Here is a 19371-nt window from a genome sequence, read left to right as displayed (position 1 = left end):
AAAAAGTTATTTCTCACGCATGACGGCGCTATTCCAACGGGCCGCCGAGAATGGTTTCGCACATGCCGGAAAGAATACGTTCGCCGGTTTCGGTTTTTAAATCTTCATACCATTGTTCGGTGACGGCCATTTCTTTGCCGTGGGTGACATCGCAACGTTTACGCGCTTTCAGTACCAGATCCTTCACGCGATACGCGCGTTTTTCCTGATAACGCAGCAGCGCATCTTCAATGCCTAATGAATTGGTTTGCAGCATATTGGCCAGCACCACCGCATCTTCCATCGCCGCACAGCCGCCCTGCCCGATATCCGGCGTGGTGCTGTGGCCGGAATCACCGAGCAGCGCAATCCGGCCTTTTACCAGTTGCATAAAAGGTTCGATGTCGTGGATTTCGACGCGGTTGGTGGTCTGTGGATCAATCTGACTGATCAGTTTCTGCACCGGTTCTGCCCAGCCCGCAAAGTAGCCCTGCAAATCGTCGCGCACGGTGGTGCGGTCCTGTGGCAAACCTTTTGGCAGCGGCACATCAAAGAAGAAGTAGAAACGATTGCCGCTCACCGGCATCAGCGAAACGCGTTTGCCTTCGCCGACAAACGTCGTCCACTGATCGGCAGGCGCAATACTTTCGTCGATTTCCACCAGTCCGTTCCAGTTGACGTAACCGGCGTAGCGGCGCTCTGTCGCATAGCCCAGAACGTGCTGGCGGATAATAGAATGGGTGCCGTCGGCGGCGATCAGCACATCGCCGGTCGCAGAGGTGCCGTCGTCAAACCAGGCGGTGACGCTGTCGGCGGATTCTTCAACGTGCGTCACGCGCTTGCCAAACTGCACCTGATCGCGGCCATAAGTATCGAGCAGCATCGACTGAAGTTCCGCGCGCGCTACCGGATACGGCTGTTCGCCGACGCATTGGATCAGCGGATCCATACTGAACCGCGTCATGGTCTGACCCTGCTGATATTCTTTGTAGGCCATAAAACGCATGTTGCCGCCAAGTTCGCGCAGCGCGTCTTTCATGCCCAGATAGTTCAGACATTTCACACCGTTCGGCCAGATCGAAATCGCCGCACCCACCGGTTTGATCTCCTTCACCGCCTCGTATACAGCCGTTTCGATACCAAAACGCTTCAGCGCAATAGCCGCACACGCACCGCCAATACCGCCACCAATCACGACAGCTTTCATATTTTTCTCCCCTGAGTCATACAGGGGAAAAGCAATTTCTGTACCAGAAAGACATTTTGCTGCCGAAGCCTTGTATACAATCTTAAGTGCAATCAGAAACTGCCGGAGCGCGGAAGAAATGCCCTAAAACGAGGCGTACTTTTGGAGCAGGAGAGGTGAAAACACCGCGCAATGAGTCAGTGTGGTGCGCGGGCGCGAAGGTTGATACTCTGCGTAGTATTGGTATTTCGAATACGTTAAACATAAGTATTTATAAAATGAATCGCTATCCGATGTTCAGCCCGCAGCAGTTACTCAGTTTTGTCGCCGTCTGCGAAACTGGCAGTTTTACCCGCGCCGCCGACCGCGTGTATCTCTCGCAATCGACCGTCAGCCAGCAGATCCGCAGGCTGGAGGAAACGCTGGGCAAACCGCTGCTGGAACGCACCTCCCATCAGGTACAGCTCACCGAAGAAGGCGAACGGCTGCTCGGTTACGCGCGGCGCATCATTGCGCTTAACGGTGAAGCGCACGATGCGCTGAGCGATCAGTGGCCGGACGGCGTGGTGCGACTCGGCGTGCCGGAAGATTTCGCGGCCGCCACCACGTCGCTGCTGGCGCAGTTTTGCCGCGCCCATCCGCATATCCGCCTCGACGTCACCAGCGGCCTGAGCCACGAACTGCGCCGCGCCTGGCAACAGGATATGCTGGATATTCTTCTGGTGAAGCAGCTGACCGGTGAGAAAGCCAATGCCTCGCGTCCCGAGCCGATGTTGTGGCTCGACAGCGCCGCGTTTCCGGCGTTTGAACGGGATCCGATCCCGCTGGTGCTGTTCCCGCTCAACGGCTTATACCGCGAAGAACTGTGTCAGGCGCTCGATGCACTCGGGCGCAGCTGGCGCATCAGTTACAGCAGCGCCAGCCTCGCCGCGCTGGTCGCCGCCAGTGCCGCCGGACTGGGAGTGACATTATTGCCAGCCAGCTGCCGTCTGCCGGAACACCGGATTCTGGGTGCACAAAGCGGATTGCCACAGATTGATAACGTCGAACTGGCGCTGTTTTACCGCCCTGACGCGACGCCTGCGCAAATCGCACTGGCCGGAAAATTAAAGGATTTTTGCCAGCTCAGCTAGGCATTAGGTTTTCCACTGACAGGCAGTGGGAAAAATCGCAGCCGGAACCGGCGATATCTTTTAGGGTGAAAGGGAAGCAGCATCCTCCCGCATCATGATTAAGGAATTCGACGTGCAAAATCCTCAGCAACAAAGCCGCAGAAACTTTCTCTCTCATAGCGCCAAAATCACCGCCACCGGCGCACTGCTCACCGCAGGGATGGCCTCCGGCATCGCATCGGCCTCGCCGTTTAAAGCAGGCGCAATGAACGAAAAATGTGACGATGCCAGTCAGATCAATGCCATTTCTGCTCCGCACTACCAGCTGCGTAATGTCCGGCTGGAAGAGGGTTTTGAGCGCGAAGGCGATATCGTGATTGCCACGAAAACCGGGCTGTACCATCTGGAAATCAATAACGGCAAAATTGTGGCGATCCAGCCGGTAAAAGATGCACCGGCCAGTACCTTACCTGCCTTTGATGCGCGGGGATTACTCCTGCTGCCCGCCATGCGCGACATGCACATCCACCTCGACAAGACCTTCTACGGCGGCAAGTGGGAAGCGCCGCGCCCGCGTAAAGGTAAAACCATCATGGACATGATTGCCCGCGAACAGGTGCTGATCCCGCAACTGCTGCCGACCTCGGTGGAACACGCCGAAGCAATCATCGGCCTGCTGCATTCCAAAGGCACGACCGTGGCACGCAGTCACTGCAATATCGACCCGGTGAGTGGCCTGAAAAGCCTCGAGCATCTGAAAATCGCGCTGGAAAAACATCAGCAGGATTTCAGCTGTGAAATTGTGGCATTTCCGCAGCACGGTTTACTGCATTCGAAAGTCGACGGGCTGATGCGCGAAGCGATGCAAATGGACGTGCAGTACGTCGGCGGGCTGGACCCGACGAATGTAGACGGCGCGATGGAAAAATCCCTCGATGCGATGTTCCAGATTGCGCTGGATACAAACAAAGGCGTGGATATTCATCTGCATGAAACTACGCCAGCCGGGATTGCGGCGGTGAAATACATGATTCAGACTGTGGAGAAAAACCCGCAGCTGAAAGGCAAAGTGACGCTCAGCCACGGTTTCGCGCTGGCAATGATGCAGGGTGCAGAACTGGAGGGCGTGATCACCGGGCTTTCCGAGCAGCAGTTCACCGTCGCCTCCACCATTCCGCTCGGCAAACTGAACATGCCGCTGCCGCAGCTCAGCCAGAACGGTGTTTTCGTGATGACCGGCACCGACAGCGTGATCGACCACTGGTCGCCGTTTGGCACCGGCAGCATGCTGGAAAAAGCCAGCCTGTATGCCCAGCTCTACGGCAACTCCGACGAATTCGGCCTGACGCGCTCCCTCGCTATCGCCACCGGTAATGTCCTGCCGCTCGACGACAGCGGCAAACGCCAGTGGCCTGCGGTGAACGATAACGCCGAAATGATCCTGGTCGACGCCAGCTGCTCCGCCGAAGCGGTAGCCAGGGTGTCCGAGGTGAAAGCGACGTTCCATCAGGGCAGATTAGTGTTCGGGGCTGTGGGGAAAGTTTGAGGAATTAGAAAGCCCTGAATTCCAGACAACAAAAAGCCCCTTGCGGGGCTTTTTTCATTTCTGACATGGATGCCCGAAGGCAGGTATCAGAACGGGATATCGTCGTCGAAATCCATTGGCGGTTCGTTGTTCTGTGCTGGCGAGTTGTTTTGCGCAGCCGGACGAGCCTGCTGGCCGCCGCTGAACTGGTTGCCGCCTTGTGGCTGCTGAGGCTGACCCCAACCGCTTTGCTGACCGCCTGCGGATGGCTGACCGCCACCTGCTGGTGCGCCGCCGCCGGCACGACCGCCGAGCATCTGCATGGTGCCGCCCACGTTAACGACGACTTCGGTGGTGTATTTTTCAACGCCAGCCTGATCGGTCCATTTACGGGTTTGCAGTGCACCTTCGATGTAAACCTGAGAACCTTTCTTCAGGTATTCGCCCGCGACTTCAGCTAATTTGCCGAACAACACCACACGATGCCATTCAGTTTTTTCTTTCTGCTCGCCGGTGGCTTTGTCACGCCAGCTTTCAGAGGTTGCCAGAGTGATGTTGGCAACCGCGCCGCCGTTAGGCATGTAGCGGACTTCCGGGTCTTGTCCCAGATTACCGACGAGAATAACTTTGTTTACGCCTCTGCTGGCCATGTGGATTCTCCTGATGATGTATGTCGTGGTTGAAACCACAATCCGAGGTGTGGAAGGTCACACTTTGCAGCATTATAACCATAAAACGATACCTTCGTACCATGGATGTCTGAGGATGCGGCATTCTTTCCAGATTGTTCAGCAAACATTCCATTGTTACATCGAGTACTGGATATACATTCAGGTTTTGGGGTGGCATGGGCTGTGATTTGTGTCATAATTGCGCGTTACGTTCTTCTCTGTGCCCGATTCGATGGCTGGCGCGAAGCTTTGTTTCACGACGGTCACCGGCACGGTGAGCTATCAAGTTAATCCGGGAATGATGAATGGATAAGATCGAAGTTCGGGGCGCACGCACCCATAATCTCAAGAATATCAACCTGATTATCCCGCGCGACAAACTGATTGTTGTCACCGGCTTATCCGGTTCAGGCAAGTCCTCTCTGGCGTTCGATACGCTGTACGCCGAAGGCCAGCGCCGCTATGTCGAGTCGCTGTCTGCCTACGCACGCCAATTTTTATCCTTAATGGAAAAACCGGACGTCGACCATATTGAAGGTCTGTCTCCGGCGATTTCGATTGAGCAGAAATCAACATCGCACAACCCGCGTTCTACCGTCGGGACGATCACCGAAATCCACGACTACCTGCGTCTGCTGTTTGCCCGCGTGGGCGAGCCGCGCTGCCCGGATCATAATATTCCGCTGTCAGCCCAGACCGTCAGTCAGATGGTGGATAATGTGCTGGCGCAGCCGGAAGGTCAGCGCCTGATGCTGCTGGCAACCATTGTTAAAGACCGCAAAGGTGAGCACACCAAGACGCTGGAAAACCTGGCGTCGCAAGGCTATATCCGCGCGCGTATCGACGGCGAAGTCTGTGACCTGTCTGATCCGCCGAAACTGGAATTGCAGAAAAAGCACACCATTGAAGTGGTCGTTGACCGCTTTAAAGTGCGTGATGATCTGGCACAGCGTCTGGCGGAATCGTTTGAAACCGCGCTCGAGCTTTCCGGCGGTACCGCCGTGGTCGCCGATATGGATGACCCGAAAGCCGATGAGATGCTGTTCTCCGCCAACTTCGCCTGTCCGGTGTGTGGCTACAGCATGCGCGAGCTTGAACCGCGTATGTTCTCGTTCAACAACCCGGCCGGTGCCTGTCCGACCTGTGACGGGCTGGGCGTGCAGCAGTTCTTCGACCCGGAACGCGTGGTGCAAAACCCTGAACTTTCTCTGGCAGGTGGCGCGATCCGCGGCTGGGATCGCCGTAACTTCTATTACTTCCAGATGCTGCGCTCTCTTGGCGAGCATTATGATTTCGACGTGGAAGCGCCGTTTAATGACCTGAGCAGCGACGTGCAACACGCCATCCTGCACGGTTCCGGCAAAACCACGATTGAATTCAAATACATCAACGATCGCGGTGATACGTCTATCCGTCGCCATCCGTTTGAAGGCGTGCTGCACAATATGGAACGCCGTTATAAAGAAACGGAATCCAGCGCGGTGCGTGAAGAACTGTCCAAATACATCAGCAACCGTCCGTGTACTTCATGTCGTGGCACCCGCCTGCGTGAAGAAGCGCGCAATGTGTTTGTCGAAGAAACCACGCTGCCGGAAATCTCTGATTTCAGCATCGGCCATGCGATGGATTTCTTCCGCAATATGAAACTCAGCGGTCAGCGCGCCAAAATTGCTGAGAAAGTGCTGAAAGAGATTGGCGATCGCCTGAAATTCCTGGTGAACGTTGGCCTGAATTACCTCTCGCTGTCCCGTTCTGCGGAAACGCTGTCCGGCGGTGAAGCTCAGCGTATCCGTCTGGCGAGCCAGATTGGTGCCGGGCTGGTGGGCGTGATGTACGTGCTGGATGAGCCGTCTATCGGCCTGCATCAGCGCGATAACGAACGTCTGCTGGAAACCCTGATCCACCTGCGCGACCTCGGTAATACCGTGATTGTGGTCGAGCACGACGAAGACGCGATCCGCGCCGCTGACCATATTATTGATATCGGTCCGGGTGCTGGCGTTCATGGCGGCGAAGTGGTGGCTGAAGGCACCGCGGAAGACATCATGGCGACGGAAAACTCACTGACCGGCCAGTTCCTGAGCGGTAAACGTGAAATTTCGGTACCGGCGCAGCGTGTCCCTGCGGATGCGGCAAAAGTGCTGAAACTTTCAGGCGCGAAAGGCAACAACCTGAAAGACGTGACGCTGACGCTGCCGGTGGGCCTTTTCACCTGCATCACCGGCGTGTCTGGTTCCGGTAAATCGACGCTGATTAACGACACGCTGTTCCCGCTGGCACAGCGCGAACTCAATGGCGCGACCATTGCCGAAGCCGCACCGTATCGCGAAATCGAAGGCCTGGGACATTTCGACAAAGTCATCGACATCGACCAGAGCCCGATTGGCCGTACGCCACGCTCTAACCCGGCGACGTACACCGGCATTTTCACACCGGTGCGCGAGTTGTTTGCCGGTGTACCGGAATCACGTTCACGCGGTTATACGCCGGGGCGTTTCAGTTTCAACGTCAAAGGGGGACGCTGCGAAGCCTGTCAGGGCGACGGCGTGATCAAAGTCGAAATGCACTTCCTGCCGGATATTTATGTGCCGTGCGATCAGTGCAAAGGCAAACGCTATAACCGCGAAACGCTGGAAATCAAATACAAAGGCAAGAGCATCCACGAAGTGCTGGAGATGACCATTGAAGAAGCGCGTGATTTCTTCGATGCCGTTCCTGCCCTTGCGCGTAAATTGCAGACGCTGATCGACGTCGGTCTGACTTACATCAGCCTCGGCCAGTCAGCGACTACGCTGTCCGGCGGTGAAGCGCAGCGCGTGAAACTGGCGCGTGAGCTGTCCAAACGCGGTACCGGTCAGACGCTGTATATTCTCGACGAACCGACAACCGGCCTGCACTTTGCCGATATTCAGCAACTGCTGGAAGTGCTGCATCAGTTACGCGATCAGGGTAATACCATCGTGGTGATTGAACACAATCTGGACGTGATTAAAACCGCGGACTGGATTGTCGATCTCGGGCCGGAAGGCGGTGCGGGGGGGGGGCAGATTCTGGTCGCCGGTACCCCGGAAACCGTCGCGGAGTGCAAAGAATCGCATACCGCCCGCTTCCTGAAACCGTTGCTGGAACGCCACAGCCAGCAGGCGAAGAAAAGCGCTTAACGATAGGTTAAAGCGCCGATCAGCTCCTCCCCTTCGCAGGGGGAGGAGCTAACTTTTCTACATTGCGGTTCAAACTTACTTAAATATCTTCTGCACAAACTCCGCATAGGCCGGGCGCCAGACGTCCATTTCGTGGCCGAGATTCGGGTATTCGTGGTAATCAAATTTAATCTTTTTCTCTTCCAGCTCAGATTTCAGTCCGGCGATATCCTTACCCGTCACTACATCTTTTTCCCCCACCACTAACGTGAAGTTTTTCAGCTGCGCGTTGATTTTATCCGGTTCGGCGAAGCGTTTTTCGACGTCGGCATTCGGGACTGTCGTGGTAGTTACACCGCTTAACGTCGCCAGCCAGCCGAACTGGTCGAGGTGCGTCATGCCGCTGACCAGCGTCTGATAACCGCCTTGTGAAAGCCCGGCCAGTGCGCGTCCGGCGGCGTCATCGCGCACGCGGAAGGTTTTAGAAATCAGCGGGATAATGTCGCCGGTCAGTTCTTTATCGGCCGCTGCGGCATTACGCGGATAAAACTCCTTACGGCGATCTTTGGTGACGTAATCTTCCGGCACCACGCCTTTGGCGTCGGTTTCGGTATCCGGAATAACCACCAGCATCGGCGCGATTTTTTTCTCCGCCAGCAGGTTATCCATGATTTGCGCAATACGTCCCTGATCCAGCGCCGAGCGGCCGGTATCACCAAAGCCGTGATAGAAATACAACACCGGCAGCGGCTGTGACGCGTCGGTGTAACCCGGCGGTGTCCACACCGCGACCTGACGCTCTGAATTCAGCGCGGCGGAATGATAAGTCAGCGTACGGACTTCGCCGTGCGGCACGTTTTTCACATCCAGAATACTGCCCGGCACCAGGATCAGGCTGGTATTCACCTGACGCTGCGGCTTAGGCATCGCGCTGCCCGGATCGGCAATACGTAAGCCATCAACGTTGAAGAAATATTCGTAGAGATTCGGTTTCTGCGCATCCGACGTCCAGCTCCAGACGCCTTTATCGTCCTTGGTCATCTGATGCGGAATGTACGTCACCGGCGTCGCACCGGTTACCACGTCAACGTGTTCGGCAGTCGGCGCATACAGCCGGTAAGTGATGGTTAAATCGGGATTTACCGCCGTGATGTAGTTTTTGGCAGGCACCGACGCATCAGGATCCTGCGGCAAACTCTGCGCAGAGACAGTCATGGAGATCGGCGCGCTGAGCGCCAGTATCAAAAGCGTGGCAAGATTCAGCCGGTTACGGGTCATCATCCTTTCCTTCTGGGTTGGCGTGAGTAAACGGACAACCTGTCCTGAAGTAACTCACTGTTTTTGCACAACTCTCAGAGTAGGTTATTTTTACCGCACACGAGCGTGATCGGCGTCACTGTTCAGAGGATGCGTCCAGCGCATGAAGTTGCGGAAGTTCGCTCAGCCGCTGATAGGTGAAATCCCAAAATGTGCGCACCTTGCGCGGCATCTGCTGCACCTGTTGCGCCACCAGTTGTACCGGCAGCGGCAACGGTTCGAAATCCGCCAGAAGCCGTACCATGCTGCCTGCCTGTAAATCGTCGCTCACCTGATACGACAACAAGCGCGCAATCCCCTGCCCGCTGCGTACCGCCAGAAGCTGCGATTCGACGTCATTGGAAAGCAAACGCGGCGACAGCCGCACACGCAGGTCATCCTCATGCGGCCCGAAACGCCATTCACGGATTTGCGTGCGCAGCGTGCCCATCACGGTCTGATGCGATGCCAGTTCAGACGGATGCTGTGGCTCGCCGTGTAACGCCAGATACGCCGGGCTGGCGACCAGTATGCGGGTGACTTCTGCCACCTTACGCGCCACTTTACCTGAGTCTTCCTGATGCCCGATACGCACCGCCAGATCTAAACCTTCGTCGATCAGATCCAGATTCCGGTCGTTCAGCATCATCTCAATTTGCATGTCAGGATGCTGCGCCAGAAATTCCATCACCAGCGGCGCAATGTGTTTACGGCCAAACTGCACCGGCGCGGTAATACGCAGCAGACCACTGAGCTGAGTTTCTGCGGTGTCTTCGACGGCGTCCTGATACTGGCTGAGTAAAATCCTCGCCTTTTCTGCCAGCCGCGCGCCTGCCTCGGTCGGTGCCAGGCTGCGGGTGGTCCGCTCGACCAGTCTGGCGCCGAAACGATGTTCCAGCGAAGCAATGGCGCGGGTGATTGCCGGTGGCGAACGGTGAAGTTTACGGGCAGCTTCCGCCAGGCTGCCATACTGAAGGACAGCGACAAAAATCGCCATTTCGTCCAAACGATCCATAAATTCTTCCACAAAGTGAAACGCTCAATTTCAATCTTCGTGGATCCCAATCGTTTAGTGCAAGAGTAATCTTGACGTCAGACACATAAAGGAGACAACCCATGCCCGCCATCCAACTTTACAGCACACCGCTTTCCGGCCACTGCCACCGCGTGACCCTGTTGCTGAATATGCTCAGCCTGCCTTTTGAAACCCGGGACGGCGGAAAGGACGTTCGCCAGACCGCAGCGTTCGCGCAGCTAAATCCGCTGCAACAGGTGCCGGTGCTGACCGACGGTGAGCACGTTCTTACCGACAGCAATGCGATTCTGGTGTACCTGGTGAAACGCTACGCGCCGGACAGTCACTGGTTACCCGAAGATCCATTGCCGGCTGCCGAGGTGCAAAAATGGCTGTCCCGTGCCGCCGGCGAAGTGCGATACGGCCCGGCCTCTGCGCGTATGGTGAAGCAGTTTTCTGCGCCGGAAGTGTATGAAAGTGCACTGAAAGTGGCTGCGAAATTCCTGCCACAGCTGGAAGAACATCTGGAAAACCGTGAGTTTCTGGCAACGGATCGCGCCACCATTGCTGATCTGGCCTGTTACAGCTACGTGGCCACCGCACCGGAAGGCGGCGTGTCGCTGACGGGTTATCCGGCCATTCAGCGCTGGCTTGCGCGCATCGAAGGCCTGCCCGGCTTTACGCCGCTGCCGGCGTTACCTTTGCCTGAAATTGTGGGGTAAACATGATGAATAACCCTTTCCATGCAGACGAAATTCTGGCTCAGGACATGGCAGGGTTTGACGTCGAAGCACACGGCATCCGTGAAGCGATGCCGGAACAGCACCGGTTGTTTTTCGCCGCTCTGCCCTATTTGTTTATCTCAACGCTGGACGAAAACGGCTGGCCGGTGGCGACCTTACTGACCGGGCCTGCCGGATTTATCCGCACGCCTGATGCATCGCATTTGCGGGTGAATGCCCCGAGGCGGGCGGACGATCCGGCGCTGGCCGCCTTACAGCCGGGGAAACAGGCAGGCGGGCTGGGGATCGATTTTTCCAACCGGCGGCGTAACCGGGTGAACGGCAGGATCGGGCGCATTGATAAAAACCGGATCGAGATCGTCGTCGATCAGAGTTTTGGCAATTGTCCGCAGTATATTCAGATCCGCAAACTGACGGATACGCCGGTCAGTTTACCGCTGCCTCCCAGGGAAGATATGACGGAGCCGGATGCCGACGCGCGCGCACTGATTGCACGCGCTGACACATTTTTCATCGCCAGCCACGCGCATGGCGGCGCGGATGTGTCGCATCGCGGCGGTCAGCCGGGGTTTGCGCATCTGATCGGGAACCGTTTGTGGGTGCCGGATTTTCGCGGCAATCGCTACATGAATACGCTGGGAAATTTACTGGCAGAACCGCGTGAAGCGCTGCTGTTTATGGATTTCGAGAACGGCGATATTCTGCATCTTCAGGGACATACGCAGATCCACTGGCAGCCGGAAGCGTTTCCCGGCCCGGCAGGGGCAGAACGCTACTGGAGTCTGGATATCACCCGCGTGTGGCGCTTTCGCGCCGCGTTGCCGTGGCGTGCAGCATCACCGGATTTCTCGCCCGCGACGCTGAAAACCGGCCACTGGTCAGGCGATCAGATGCCCATTTCCTGACGGCGATGCTCCTCTAAGCCGGAGACGACCATCTGATAAGAACTGTCGATCAGGGAATAAAATTGAGAATCCGGCAGGGTGCCGTCGAGAACCACGGTATTCCAGTGCGCCTTATTGAGATTCTTACCCGGAAGAATACAGGTATGTTCGGCACGTAACTTGCCGGCCATGCCGGTGGTGGTTTTCAGCGATACCGCTTCATGTCCCTGGCAATCACAGAACATGGCGAACATGACGCCGCCCACTTTTATCTGATTCGCACCGAGCTGATTTTGGGTACTTTGTTCTGCCCCAGGTTTTCCCATGCAATAGTCGAGCAATTCCGAACTGGTCATTTTGGCCTCTCTCCTTGTCTGATGTTGACGACCCCGCAAACCGGAATCGTCTATTTAGTGTGCAGCAACATCGCGAAAAAGAAAGGTAACAGATCGCAAATACAAAAAAGGCCGACATTTCTGTCGACCCTATACCTATCCAATCCCCTAAATAATTCGGGGTGAAGCAAGGCGTAACCAACGAAGCAGCAGCCCGAAGTATGACGGGGATTTACTGAACGGCAGCGAAGGCTTCAGCAACCTGTTTCACATTATGGTGATTCAGACCCGCCATGCAGACGCGACCGCTGAGGATCAGGTATACGCCGAATTCTTCGCGCAGACGAACCACCTGCGCTTCGCTGAAACCGGTGTAGCTGAACATCCCGCGCTGTTGCAGCAGGTAGTCAAAATTGCGGCCCGGCAAGGCGGTTTTCAGGCTATCGACCAGCGTGTGGCGCATCTCGAGAATACGGGTACGCATTTTCTCGACTTCGGCTTTCCATTGGGCGTTCAGGGCGCTGTCACTCAGGACTTTCGCCACCACTTTCGCACCGAAATTCGGCGGGCTGGAATAGTTACGGCGCACGGTCGCTTTCAGCTGACCCAGTACGCGGCTTGCGGCTTCGCTGTCTTCACAAACCACAGACAATCCGCCAACGCGCTCGCCATACAGGGAGAAAATTTTCGAGAAGGAGTTGCTGACGAAGCAGTTCACGCCCGCTGCCGCCATCGCGCGGATGGCGTAAGCGTCATCATCAATGCCTGCGCCAAAGCCCTGATAAGCGATATCGAGGAACGGGATCAGCTCGCGCTGTTTGGTGACTTCAATCACCTGATCCCACTGGGCTGGCGTCAGGTCAGAGCCCGTCGGGTTATGACAGCATGGGTGCAGCAGCACGATGCTTTGCGCCGGTAAGGTTTTCAGGCGTTCGATCATGGCGGTGAAATTCACACCCAGCGTTTCTGCGTCAAAGTACGGATAGGTATGTACTTTGAAGCCTGCGCCGCCAAAGATAGCCACGTGGTTTTCCCAGGTCGGGTCACTCACATAAACTTCTGAATTCGGGAAATAAAACTTCAGGAAATCCGCACCCACTTTCAGCGCGCCGGAACCGCCGACAGTTTGAATCGTCGCGATACGCTGTTGTTTCAGCGCCGGATGACAGCCACCAAACAGCAGTTCCTGAATGCCTGCACGGTATGCCGGCAGACCTTCCATTGGCAGATACACTGACGCGGCCTGCGGCCCGGCGTTCAGGTGGTTTTCTGCATTTTCCACCGCAGCCAGTTGCGGAATAATACCCTGCTCGTCGTAATAAAGACCGATGCTCAGGTTTACCTTATCTTGTCTCGGATCGGTTTTGAAGCTTTCCATCAGCGACAAAATCGGGTCACCGGCATAAGCATCGACATGTTCGAACACGGTATACATCTCCTTGGTAGGGTTAAGTAGCGCAGCGATCAGCCCCCGGTAGCCCGGTGCATCGCGACTGTTTCACAGACTATCAAAGTTCGTTAAAAAAGATGACAACTATGTTGTCATTTGTCGGGCACATCCTGCATATCAAACCGCCCGTTCGCCTGAGATGCTGTTCTGCTCATTTAGTCTACGATCATACAGTCATCTCACCTTCCGGAGCATCTCAACATGACCACACAACACTCACTGCAGGGTAAAGCCGCTTTTGTACAGGGTGGTTCACGCGGCATCGGTGCCGCCATCGTTCAGCGTCTGTCCCGTGAAGGTGCCAGCGTGGCCTTCACCTATGTTTCTTCTGAAGATAAAGCACAGGCGCTGGTAAAAAGTATTGAAGCCAGCGGCGGCAAAGCACTGGCGATTAAAGCAGACAGCGCCGATGAAAGCAGCGTGCGCACAGCTATTGACAGCGCCGCCAAAGCATTCGGCAAAATCGATATTCTGGTGAATAACGCCGGTGTACTGGCCTTTGGCGAAATCGATGCGCTGACCATGGATGATTTCGACCGTTCCATCGCCATCAACGTGCGCAGCGTATTTGTCGCCAGCCAGCAGGCTGCGCGCCATATGCCTGACGGCGGGCGCATCATCACCATCGGCAGTGTCAACGCCGACCGGATGCCGTTCCAGGGCGGCGCGGTGTATGCCATGAGTAAATCCGCTATCGTCGGCCTGACCAAAGGTCTGGCACGTGATTTAGGCCCACGCGGCATTACCGTAAATAACGTGCAACCGGGCCCGGTGGATACCGATATGAATCCGGCAGATGGCGAAATGGCTGAGGGTATGCGTTCCTATATGGCGCTCAACCGCTACGGTAAAGACAGCGAAATCGCCAGCTTTGTGGCCTATCTTTCCGGCCCTGAAGCGGGTTACATCACCGGCGCGAACCTGACGATTGACGGCGGCTTCGGCGCATAGTTCATCGAAAACCACCGCAACTCACTAAAAGAATGGCGCTGTTTGCGCCATTCTTTATTCATTTCGTCAGACGCTGTAGCGCCCCGGACGATGGTTCATCGCGATGATCAGATTGACGATCACCGCGCCCAGTACCGAGGCAATCAGCATTTCGTAACTCACCACGAAAAGCGACGCCAGCACGATGCAGCAGTCCACGCCCATTTGCAGTTTACCGGCGCGGATACCGTATTTATCCTGCAGAAACAGCGCCAGAATGTTCACGCCGCCGAGGCTGGCTTTATGGCGGAACAGCACAATGAAACCGATGCCCATAATCACATTGGCAAACAATGTGGCGTAGAACGGCTGAAGATGATCGAAATGCACAAACAGCGGATGCAGGTCAGAAAACACGGAAACCAGTGCGACCGCGGCGAAGGTTTTCAGCGTGAACTGCAAACCCATACGGCGGAAAGAGAGGTAATAAAAGGGTAAGTTGATGATAAAGAACGCGGTGCCGAACGAAATCTGTGTCACGTAATGCGCCAGAAACGCCATTCCTGCCGTACCACCAGTCAGCGCGCCGACCTGCCGCAACATCACCACGCCAAAAGAGACCATCAGCGTACCGATAATGATCGCCAGCGCATCTTCCACCAGCGTATGCCCGATGCGCGGTTGCTCAGCCGGCTGTTTGATGTCGTCTGCACTTTCCATAATTCCCCGTACCCCAAAATAATATTTCTTAAGACTGATTTTGAGATAATTAATGAGATGGGAAATTAAGGCAATATTCACGCACAAAATTTGCATTAAAAATTGAAAATAAGATTTTATGACGCGTTAATTAATCTTTACATGCACAGAATGCGCATATTAATTCAAAATAATGCACTATTAAAGTGAGCTTGCACCAAAACAAATCACCATAACAGTGCGCACAAAAGACCGGGTTATATTACTTAGCCCAGTGTTAATAATCCGATTTCTTTTAACCGGTTAAGGACTACCGACGTTTTCACATGCGCCACACTTTTATGCACTGACAGGATTTGGCTTATCAACGTGCTCAAACCGGCTAAATCTTTTACGGCGACCTTTAGCAAATAATCGGCATCGCCGGTGGTTTTATAGGCGTCAATGATGGCAGCCACTTCCCCCAGCATACTGTGAAAGGCGTCGACCTGTGCAGGCAAATGGTTGATAAGCCTGACTTCAATCAACCCGATCATGCCAAGACCCAGCGCTTCAGGGGCCAGACGCGCGTGATAGCCGAGGATCATCTGAGCCTGTTCCAGACCAATCCGGCGACGTGAACATTGCGAAGCTGACAGCCCGACCAGTTCACTCAGTTCCTGATTGGTCAGTCTTCCGTTGGCTTGTAATAAGGTCAGAATTTTCAGGTCATAATCATCAACGCTATACATGGCACCTTTCCTGTCGTTTTAATTTTTATGTGTCGGATTTTTATTGCAAAGGCATTGCAAAAAACATTCCCACAATAACGAGTTATAAATACTTATCGGCTGTTTTTTCTTATACTTGCGCATGATTTAAACACAAGGAAAGAATAATGAAAAAAGTACTCTACTCTCTCGCCTTACTGTCTGCTTTACCCGCTTTCGCAAAAGCGGATACCACATCTTCCCATCTTGAGCGCGTATTACAAAAAGGCTCGCTGAATGTCTGCACTACCGGCGACTATAAGCCGTATACGTTTTTGAAAGAAAACGGGGAATATGAAGGGATTGATATCGCGATGGCGCAATCACTGGCGGCAAGTCTGGACGTAAAAGTGAACTGGGTGCCGGTCACCTGGAAATCCCTGCCGGATGAAATGAACGCAGGTCATTGTGATATCGCGATGGGCGGGATTTCCGTCACGCTGAAGCGCCAGCAGAAAGCCTGGTTTGCTAACGTGTTGGATCAGGACGGGAAAATCCCGTTAGTGCGCTGCGAAAATGTGCGTCAGTACCAGACCGTTGACCAGCTGAACCGGCCGTCCGTGCGCCTGATTGAACCGGCGGGCGGCACCAATGAGGCCTTTGTCCACAGCCATCTGCCAAAAGGCACGCTGACGCTGAGCGATAATGTGACCATCTTCCAGAAGCTGGTGGATAAGAAAGCGGATGTGATGATTACGGATGCGTCGGAAGCGCTGTATCAGCAGAAACGTTATCCGAAGCTGTGCGCGGTGAACCCGAAAAAGCCGCTGCAATATGGCGAGAAGGCCTACATGCTGCCGCGTGATGACGTGAGCTGGAAGATGTATGTCGACCAGTGGCTGCACCTGAGTAAAGCCACCGGCGATTATCAGAAGATTGTCAGCCAGTGGCTGGCGGTAAAGAAGTAAGATCTAGTCGTTGATATAAAGGCGGGCCACGCGCTCGCTGAGCTGAGTAATCAGCTCATACGCACTGATACCGGTTGCCTGCGCAATGCGCTCAGCCGGTAATTTATCGCCCCAGAAAATCACTTCATCACCGACTTTATCTTTCGCTTGCGGCCCCAAATCGACGGTGATCATGTCCATAGACACGCGCCCGGCAATCGGCACTTCGCGACCATTGATCCGCACCGGCGTGCCGTTCGGCGCACTGCGCGGATAGCCGTCGCCATACCCCATCGCGACCACGCCCAAACGCGTATCACGGTCGCTGACCCAGGTACTGCCGTAACCGACCGGTTCACCGGCGAAATGGTCGCGCACGGCGATGAGGCTGGAGGTCAGCGTCATTGCCGGTTGCAGCCCGAAATCGCTGGCCGTGCCGGTTTCCATTGGCGATACACCGTACAAAATAATGCCAGGACGAACCAGATTCATATGCGATTCCGGCCACAGCAAAATCCCGCCGGAAGCCGCGATCGATTTCTGCCCCGGCTTGCCGTCGGCGAACGCGTTAAAGCTGTTCAGCTGTTTCGTTGTGGCGTCGCTTTCGGGTTCATCGGCGCGGCAGAAATGACTCATCATATTGACTGGCTGTACGACATTTTTGCAGGCACCCAGGCGCTGATAAAACGCCTCTGCCTGTGCAGGATGAACCCCCAGACGGTGCATTCCGGTGTCGATTTTCAGCCAGACATTCAGCGGACGCGCAAGGTCAGCGCTTTCCAGCGCTTCCAACTGTTCAATGCTATGAATGGCGGTATCGAGCTGATGTTCAGTCAGCAGGGGTAATTCGCTGGCGGAAAAGAAGCCTTCGAGCAGAAGAATCGGTTTCACGATACCGGCTTTGCGCAGTGTCAGCGCCTCACTGAGCCGGGAAACGCCGTAATAATCGGCGTCCTGCAGACTGTGCACCGTCTCTAACAGACCATGCCCATAAGCATTTGCTTTGACTACCGCAACCAGACGACTTTGTGGCGCCAAATGACGCACCCGTTGCAGATTGTGTCGCAGAGCGCGGCGATCAATGACAGCCGTAGCCGCTTTCATTTTGAGTCCTTTGCATGAAATTGAGAGTGTTAACCTAACCGCTAATGTTTAGGGGCGTCAGCGTCGCGGCCAGTTTGGACACGGCCAGCGCGGAAAAACCGGAGCGTACACAAAGTACGTGAGGATTTTGAGCACTGCCCGGGTTCAAAATGGCAAGTAAGCTAGCTCCGCACTAGTCTTCGTCGTATTGCGGGCCGCCATAGTTATCAAACCGCGACCACTGACCGTTAAAGGTCAGGCGGACGGTACCGATCGGGCCGTTACGTTGTTTACCGAGGATGATTTGCGCAATGCCTTTTTCTTCACTGTTATCGTGATAGACCTCGTCACGATAGATGAACATGATTAAGTCGGCGTCCTGCTCGATGGAGCCGGATTCACGTAAGTCGGAGTTGACCGGGCGCTTATCGGCACGCTGCTCCAGGCTTCGGTTGAGCTGCGACAGCGCTACCACCGGCACCTGCAATTCTTTCGCCAGCGCTTTCAGAGAGCGGGAGATTTCGGCAATTTCCAAGGTACGGTTATCGGACAGCGCCGGAACGCGCATCAGCTGGAGGTAGTCGATCATGATCAGACTCAGGCCGCCGTGCTCGCGGAAGATACGTCGCGCACGCGAACGGACTTCGGTTGGCGTCAGGCCGGACGAGTCATCGATATACATGTTACGTTTTTCGAGCAAAATGCCCATGGTGCTGGAGATTCGCGCCCAGTCTTCATCATCAAGCTGACCGGTACGGATTTTTGTCTGGTCAACGCGGGAAAGCGACGCCAGCATACGCATCATGATCTGGTCGCCGGGCATCTCCAGACTGAAGATTAAGACCGGTTTATCCTGCATCATCGCGGCGTTTTCGGCGAGGTTCATCGCAAATGTGGTTTTACCCATCGACGGACGCGCAGCCACGATGATGAGATCCGATTTTTGCAGACCGGCTGTTTTCTTGTCGAGATCCGCATAGCCGGTAGACACACCGGTCACGCCGTCGTGCGGGCGCTGGAACAGTTCTTCGATACGGGACACGGTGCTTTCCAGAATGCGGTCGATGCTTTTCGGGCCTTCGTCTTTACTGGCGCGGCTTTCGGCAATCTGGAATACGCGGGATTCGGCTAAATCCAGCAGGTCTTCGCTGCTGCGCCCCTGAGGGTCGTAACCCGCATCGGCAATTTCATTGGCGACGGAGATCATTTCCCGCACCACCGCGCGTTCACGCACGATGTCGGCATACGCGCCGATGTTCGCCGCACTTGGGGTGTTTTTCGAGAGTTCTGCCAGATACGCAAAACCGCCGACAGAGTCCAGATCCCCTTTCTGTTCCAGAGATTCAGAAAGCGTAATCAGGTCAATCGGTTTGCTCATTTCCAGCAAACGCTGCATTTCAGTAAAAATCAGGCGATGCGGGCGGCTGAAGAAGTCATTGCTGACCACGCGCTCGGCGACGTTATCCCAGCGTTCGTTGTCCAGCATCAGCCCGCCCAGAACGGATTGTTCAGCTTCCAGCGAATGCGGCGGAAGTTTCAATCCTTCCATCTGGCGATCGCGGTTTTCGTTCTGTTGATTGGTCGGTTTTTTTGCTGCCATCTGTGGATTAGTTCCTGCTCTAAGCGCCTGTTTTATGAGCGTCGGGTTTCCAAAATTAGGAGCCAGACTCGCGCGACAGTATAAACC

Annotated in this window: 17 protein-coding genes; 7 read left to right on the top strand and 10 right to left on the bottom strand. The window is 55.1% G+C overall.

The features are described 5' to 3' along the window. Positions 1-28: 28 nt before the first annotated feature. On the bottom strand, positions 29-1186 hold the full coding sequence (hpxO, locus tag D6C13_RS03820; RefSeq protein WP_120131509.1) for an FAD-dependent urate hydroxylase HpxO: 1158 nt from the start codon (positions 1184-1186) through the stop codon (positions 29-31). A gap of 257 nt (positions 1187-1443) precedes the next feature. On the opposite strand from hpxO, the gene D6C13_RS03815 reads away from it, so the two are divergent. Together D6C13_RS03815 and D6C13_RS03810 are read left to right on the top strand one after the other, a co-directional pair. Next, a complete protein-coding gene (locus D6C13_RS03815; protein ID WP_120131665.1) occupies positions 1444-2298 on the top strand; it encodes a LysR family transcriptional regulator in 855 nt (284 codons plus the stop codon). A 94-nt stretch (positions 2299-2392) separates the two neighbouring features. After that, the gene (locus D6C13_RS03810) at positions 2393-3823 is read left to right on the top strand and encodes an amidohydrolase family protein (RefSeq protein ID WP_120131508.1); all 1431 of its coding nucleotides are present in this window, start codon (positions 2393-2395) and stop codon (positions 3821-3823) included. Positions 3824-3909: 86 nt separating this feature from the next. Here the strand turns inward: D6C13_RS03810 and D6C13_RS03805 are convergent, their stop codons facing one another. Then, positions 3910-4452 (bottom strand): single-stranded DNA-binding protein, encoded by a 543-nt coding sequence (locus D6C13_RS03805; RefSeq protein WP_120131507.1) that lies wholly within the window; start codon positions 4450-4452, stop codon positions 3910-3912. A 326-nt stretch (positions 4453-4778) separates the two neighbouring features. On the opposite strand from D6C13_RS03805, the gene uvrA reads away from it, so the two are divergent. Then, a complete protein-coding gene (gene uvrA, locus D6C13_RS03800; protein WP_120131506.1) occupies positions 4779-7634 on the top strand; it encodes an excinuclease ABC subunit UvrA in 2856 nt (951 codons plus the stop codon). A 75-nt stretch (positions 7635-7709) separates the two neighbouring features. Here the strand turns inward: uvrA and D6C13_RS03795 are convergent, their stop codons facing one another. Together D6C13_RS03795 and D6C13_RS03790 are read right to left on the bottom strand one after the other, a co-directional pair. Further along, the gene (locus D6C13_RS03795) at positions 7710-8891 is read right to left on the bottom strand and encodes an alpha/beta hydrolase-fold protein (protein ID WP_120131505.1); all 1182 of its coding nucleotides are present in this window, start codon (positions 8889-8891) and stop codon (positions 7710-7712) included. 115 nt (positions 8892-9006) lie between these two features. Next, entirely contained in the window at positions 9007-9924 is a 918-nt protein-coding gene (locus D6C13_RS03790; protein WP_120131504.1) for a LysR family transcriptional regulator, read from the bottom strand. Positions 9925-10025: 101 nt separating this feature from the next. On the opposite strand from D6C13_RS03790, the gene D6C13_RS03785 reads away from it, so the two are divergent. Together D6C13_RS03785 and D6C13_RS03780 are read left to right on the top strand one after the other, a co-directional pair. Beyond that, positions 10026-10646, top strand: coding sequence for a glutathione S-transferase family protein (locus D6C13_RS03785; protein ID WP_120131503.1), 621 nt, complete (start codon positions 10026-10028; stop codon positions 10644-10646). 5 nt (positions 10647-10651) lie between these two features. Next, positions 10652-11572 carry a pyridoxamine 5'-phosphate oxidase family protein gene (locus tag D6C13_RS03780; RefSeq protein WP_120131664.1) on the top strand — a complete coding sequence of 307 codons (921 nt, stop codon included), beginning with the start codon at positions 10652-10654 and terminating at the stop codon, positions 11570-11572. Here the strand turns inward: D6C13_RS03780 and D6C13_RS03775 are convergent. Then, entirely contained in the window at positions 11554-11907 is a 354-nt protein-coding gene (locus D6C13_RS03775) for an MmcQ/YjbR family DNA-binding protein (RefSeq protein ID WP_120131502.1), read from the bottom strand. The two genes, D6C13_RS03780 and D6C13_RS03775, sit on opposite strands and share 19 nt — an antisense overlap. A gap of 211 nt (positions 11908-12118) precedes the next feature. Then, positions 12119-13312, bottom strand: a complete 1194-nt coding sequence (locus tag D6C13_RS03770; RefSeq protein WP_120131663.1) for an amino acid aminotransferase — start codon at positions 13310-13312, stop codon at positions 12119-12121. 225 nt (positions 13313-13537) lie between these two features. Here D6C13_RS03770 and D6C13_RS03765 point away from each other — a divergent pair, with 225 nt between their 5' ends. Beyond that, on the top strand, positions 13538-14287 hold the full coding sequence (locus D6C13_RS03765) for a 3-oxoacyl-ACP reductase family protein (RefSeq protein ID WP_120131501.1): 750 nt from the start codon (positions 13538-13540) through the stop codon (positions 14285-14287). Positions 14288-14353: 66 nt separating this feature from the next. On the opposite strand, the gene D6C13_RS03760 is transcribed toward D6C13_RS03765, so the two are convergent. Both D6C13_RS03760 and D6C13_RS03755 read right to left on the bottom strand, forming a co-directional pair. Beyond that, positions 14354-14986 (bottom strand): YitT family protein, encoded by a 633-nt coding sequence (locus D6C13_RS03760; protein WP_120131500.1) that lies wholly within the window; start codon positions 14984-14986, stop codon positions 14354-14356. Between the two features lie 245 nt (positions 14987-15231). Beyond that, a complete protein-coding gene (locus tag D6C13_RS03755) occupies positions 15232-15696 on the bottom strand; it encodes an Lrp/AsnC family transcriptional regulator (protein ID WP_120131499.1) in 465 nt (154 codons plus the stop codon). A 146-nt stretch (positions 15697-15842) separates the two neighbouring features. Here D6C13_RS03755 and D6C13_RS03750 point away from each other — a divergent pair, with 146 nt between their 5' ends. Then, positions 15843-16622: a transporter substrate-binding domain-containing protein gene (locus tag D6C13_RS03750; protein ID WP_120131498.1), complete on the top strand. Its 780-nt coding sequence runs from the start codon at positions 15843-15845 to the stop codon at positions 16620-16622. A 3-nt stretch (positions 16623-16625) separates the two neighbouring features. Here D6C13_RS03750 and alr read toward each other — a convergent pair whose 3' ends face one another. After that, on the bottom strand, positions 16626-17705 hold the full coding sequence (alr, locus tag D6C13_RS03745) for an alanine racemase (RefSeq protein ID WP_120131497.1): 1080 nt from the start codon (positions 17703-17705) through the stop codon (positions 16626-16628). A 172-nt stretch (positions 17706-17877) separates the two neighbouring features. After that, a complete protein-coding gene (dnaB, locus tag D6C13_RS03740; protein WP_013577363.1) occupies positions 17878-19284 on the bottom strand; it encodes a replicative DNA helicase in 1407 nt (468 codons plus the stop codon). Positions 19285-19371: the final 87 nt, after the last annotated feature.

Source organism: Rahnella woolbedingensis (assembly GCF_003602095.1).
Taxonomy (GTDB): Bacteria; Pseudomonadota; Gammaproteobacteria; order Enterobacterales; family Enterobacteriaceae; genus Rahnella; species Rahnella woolbedingensis.
This window is presented reverse-complemented; position numbering and strand designations above follow the sequence as displayed.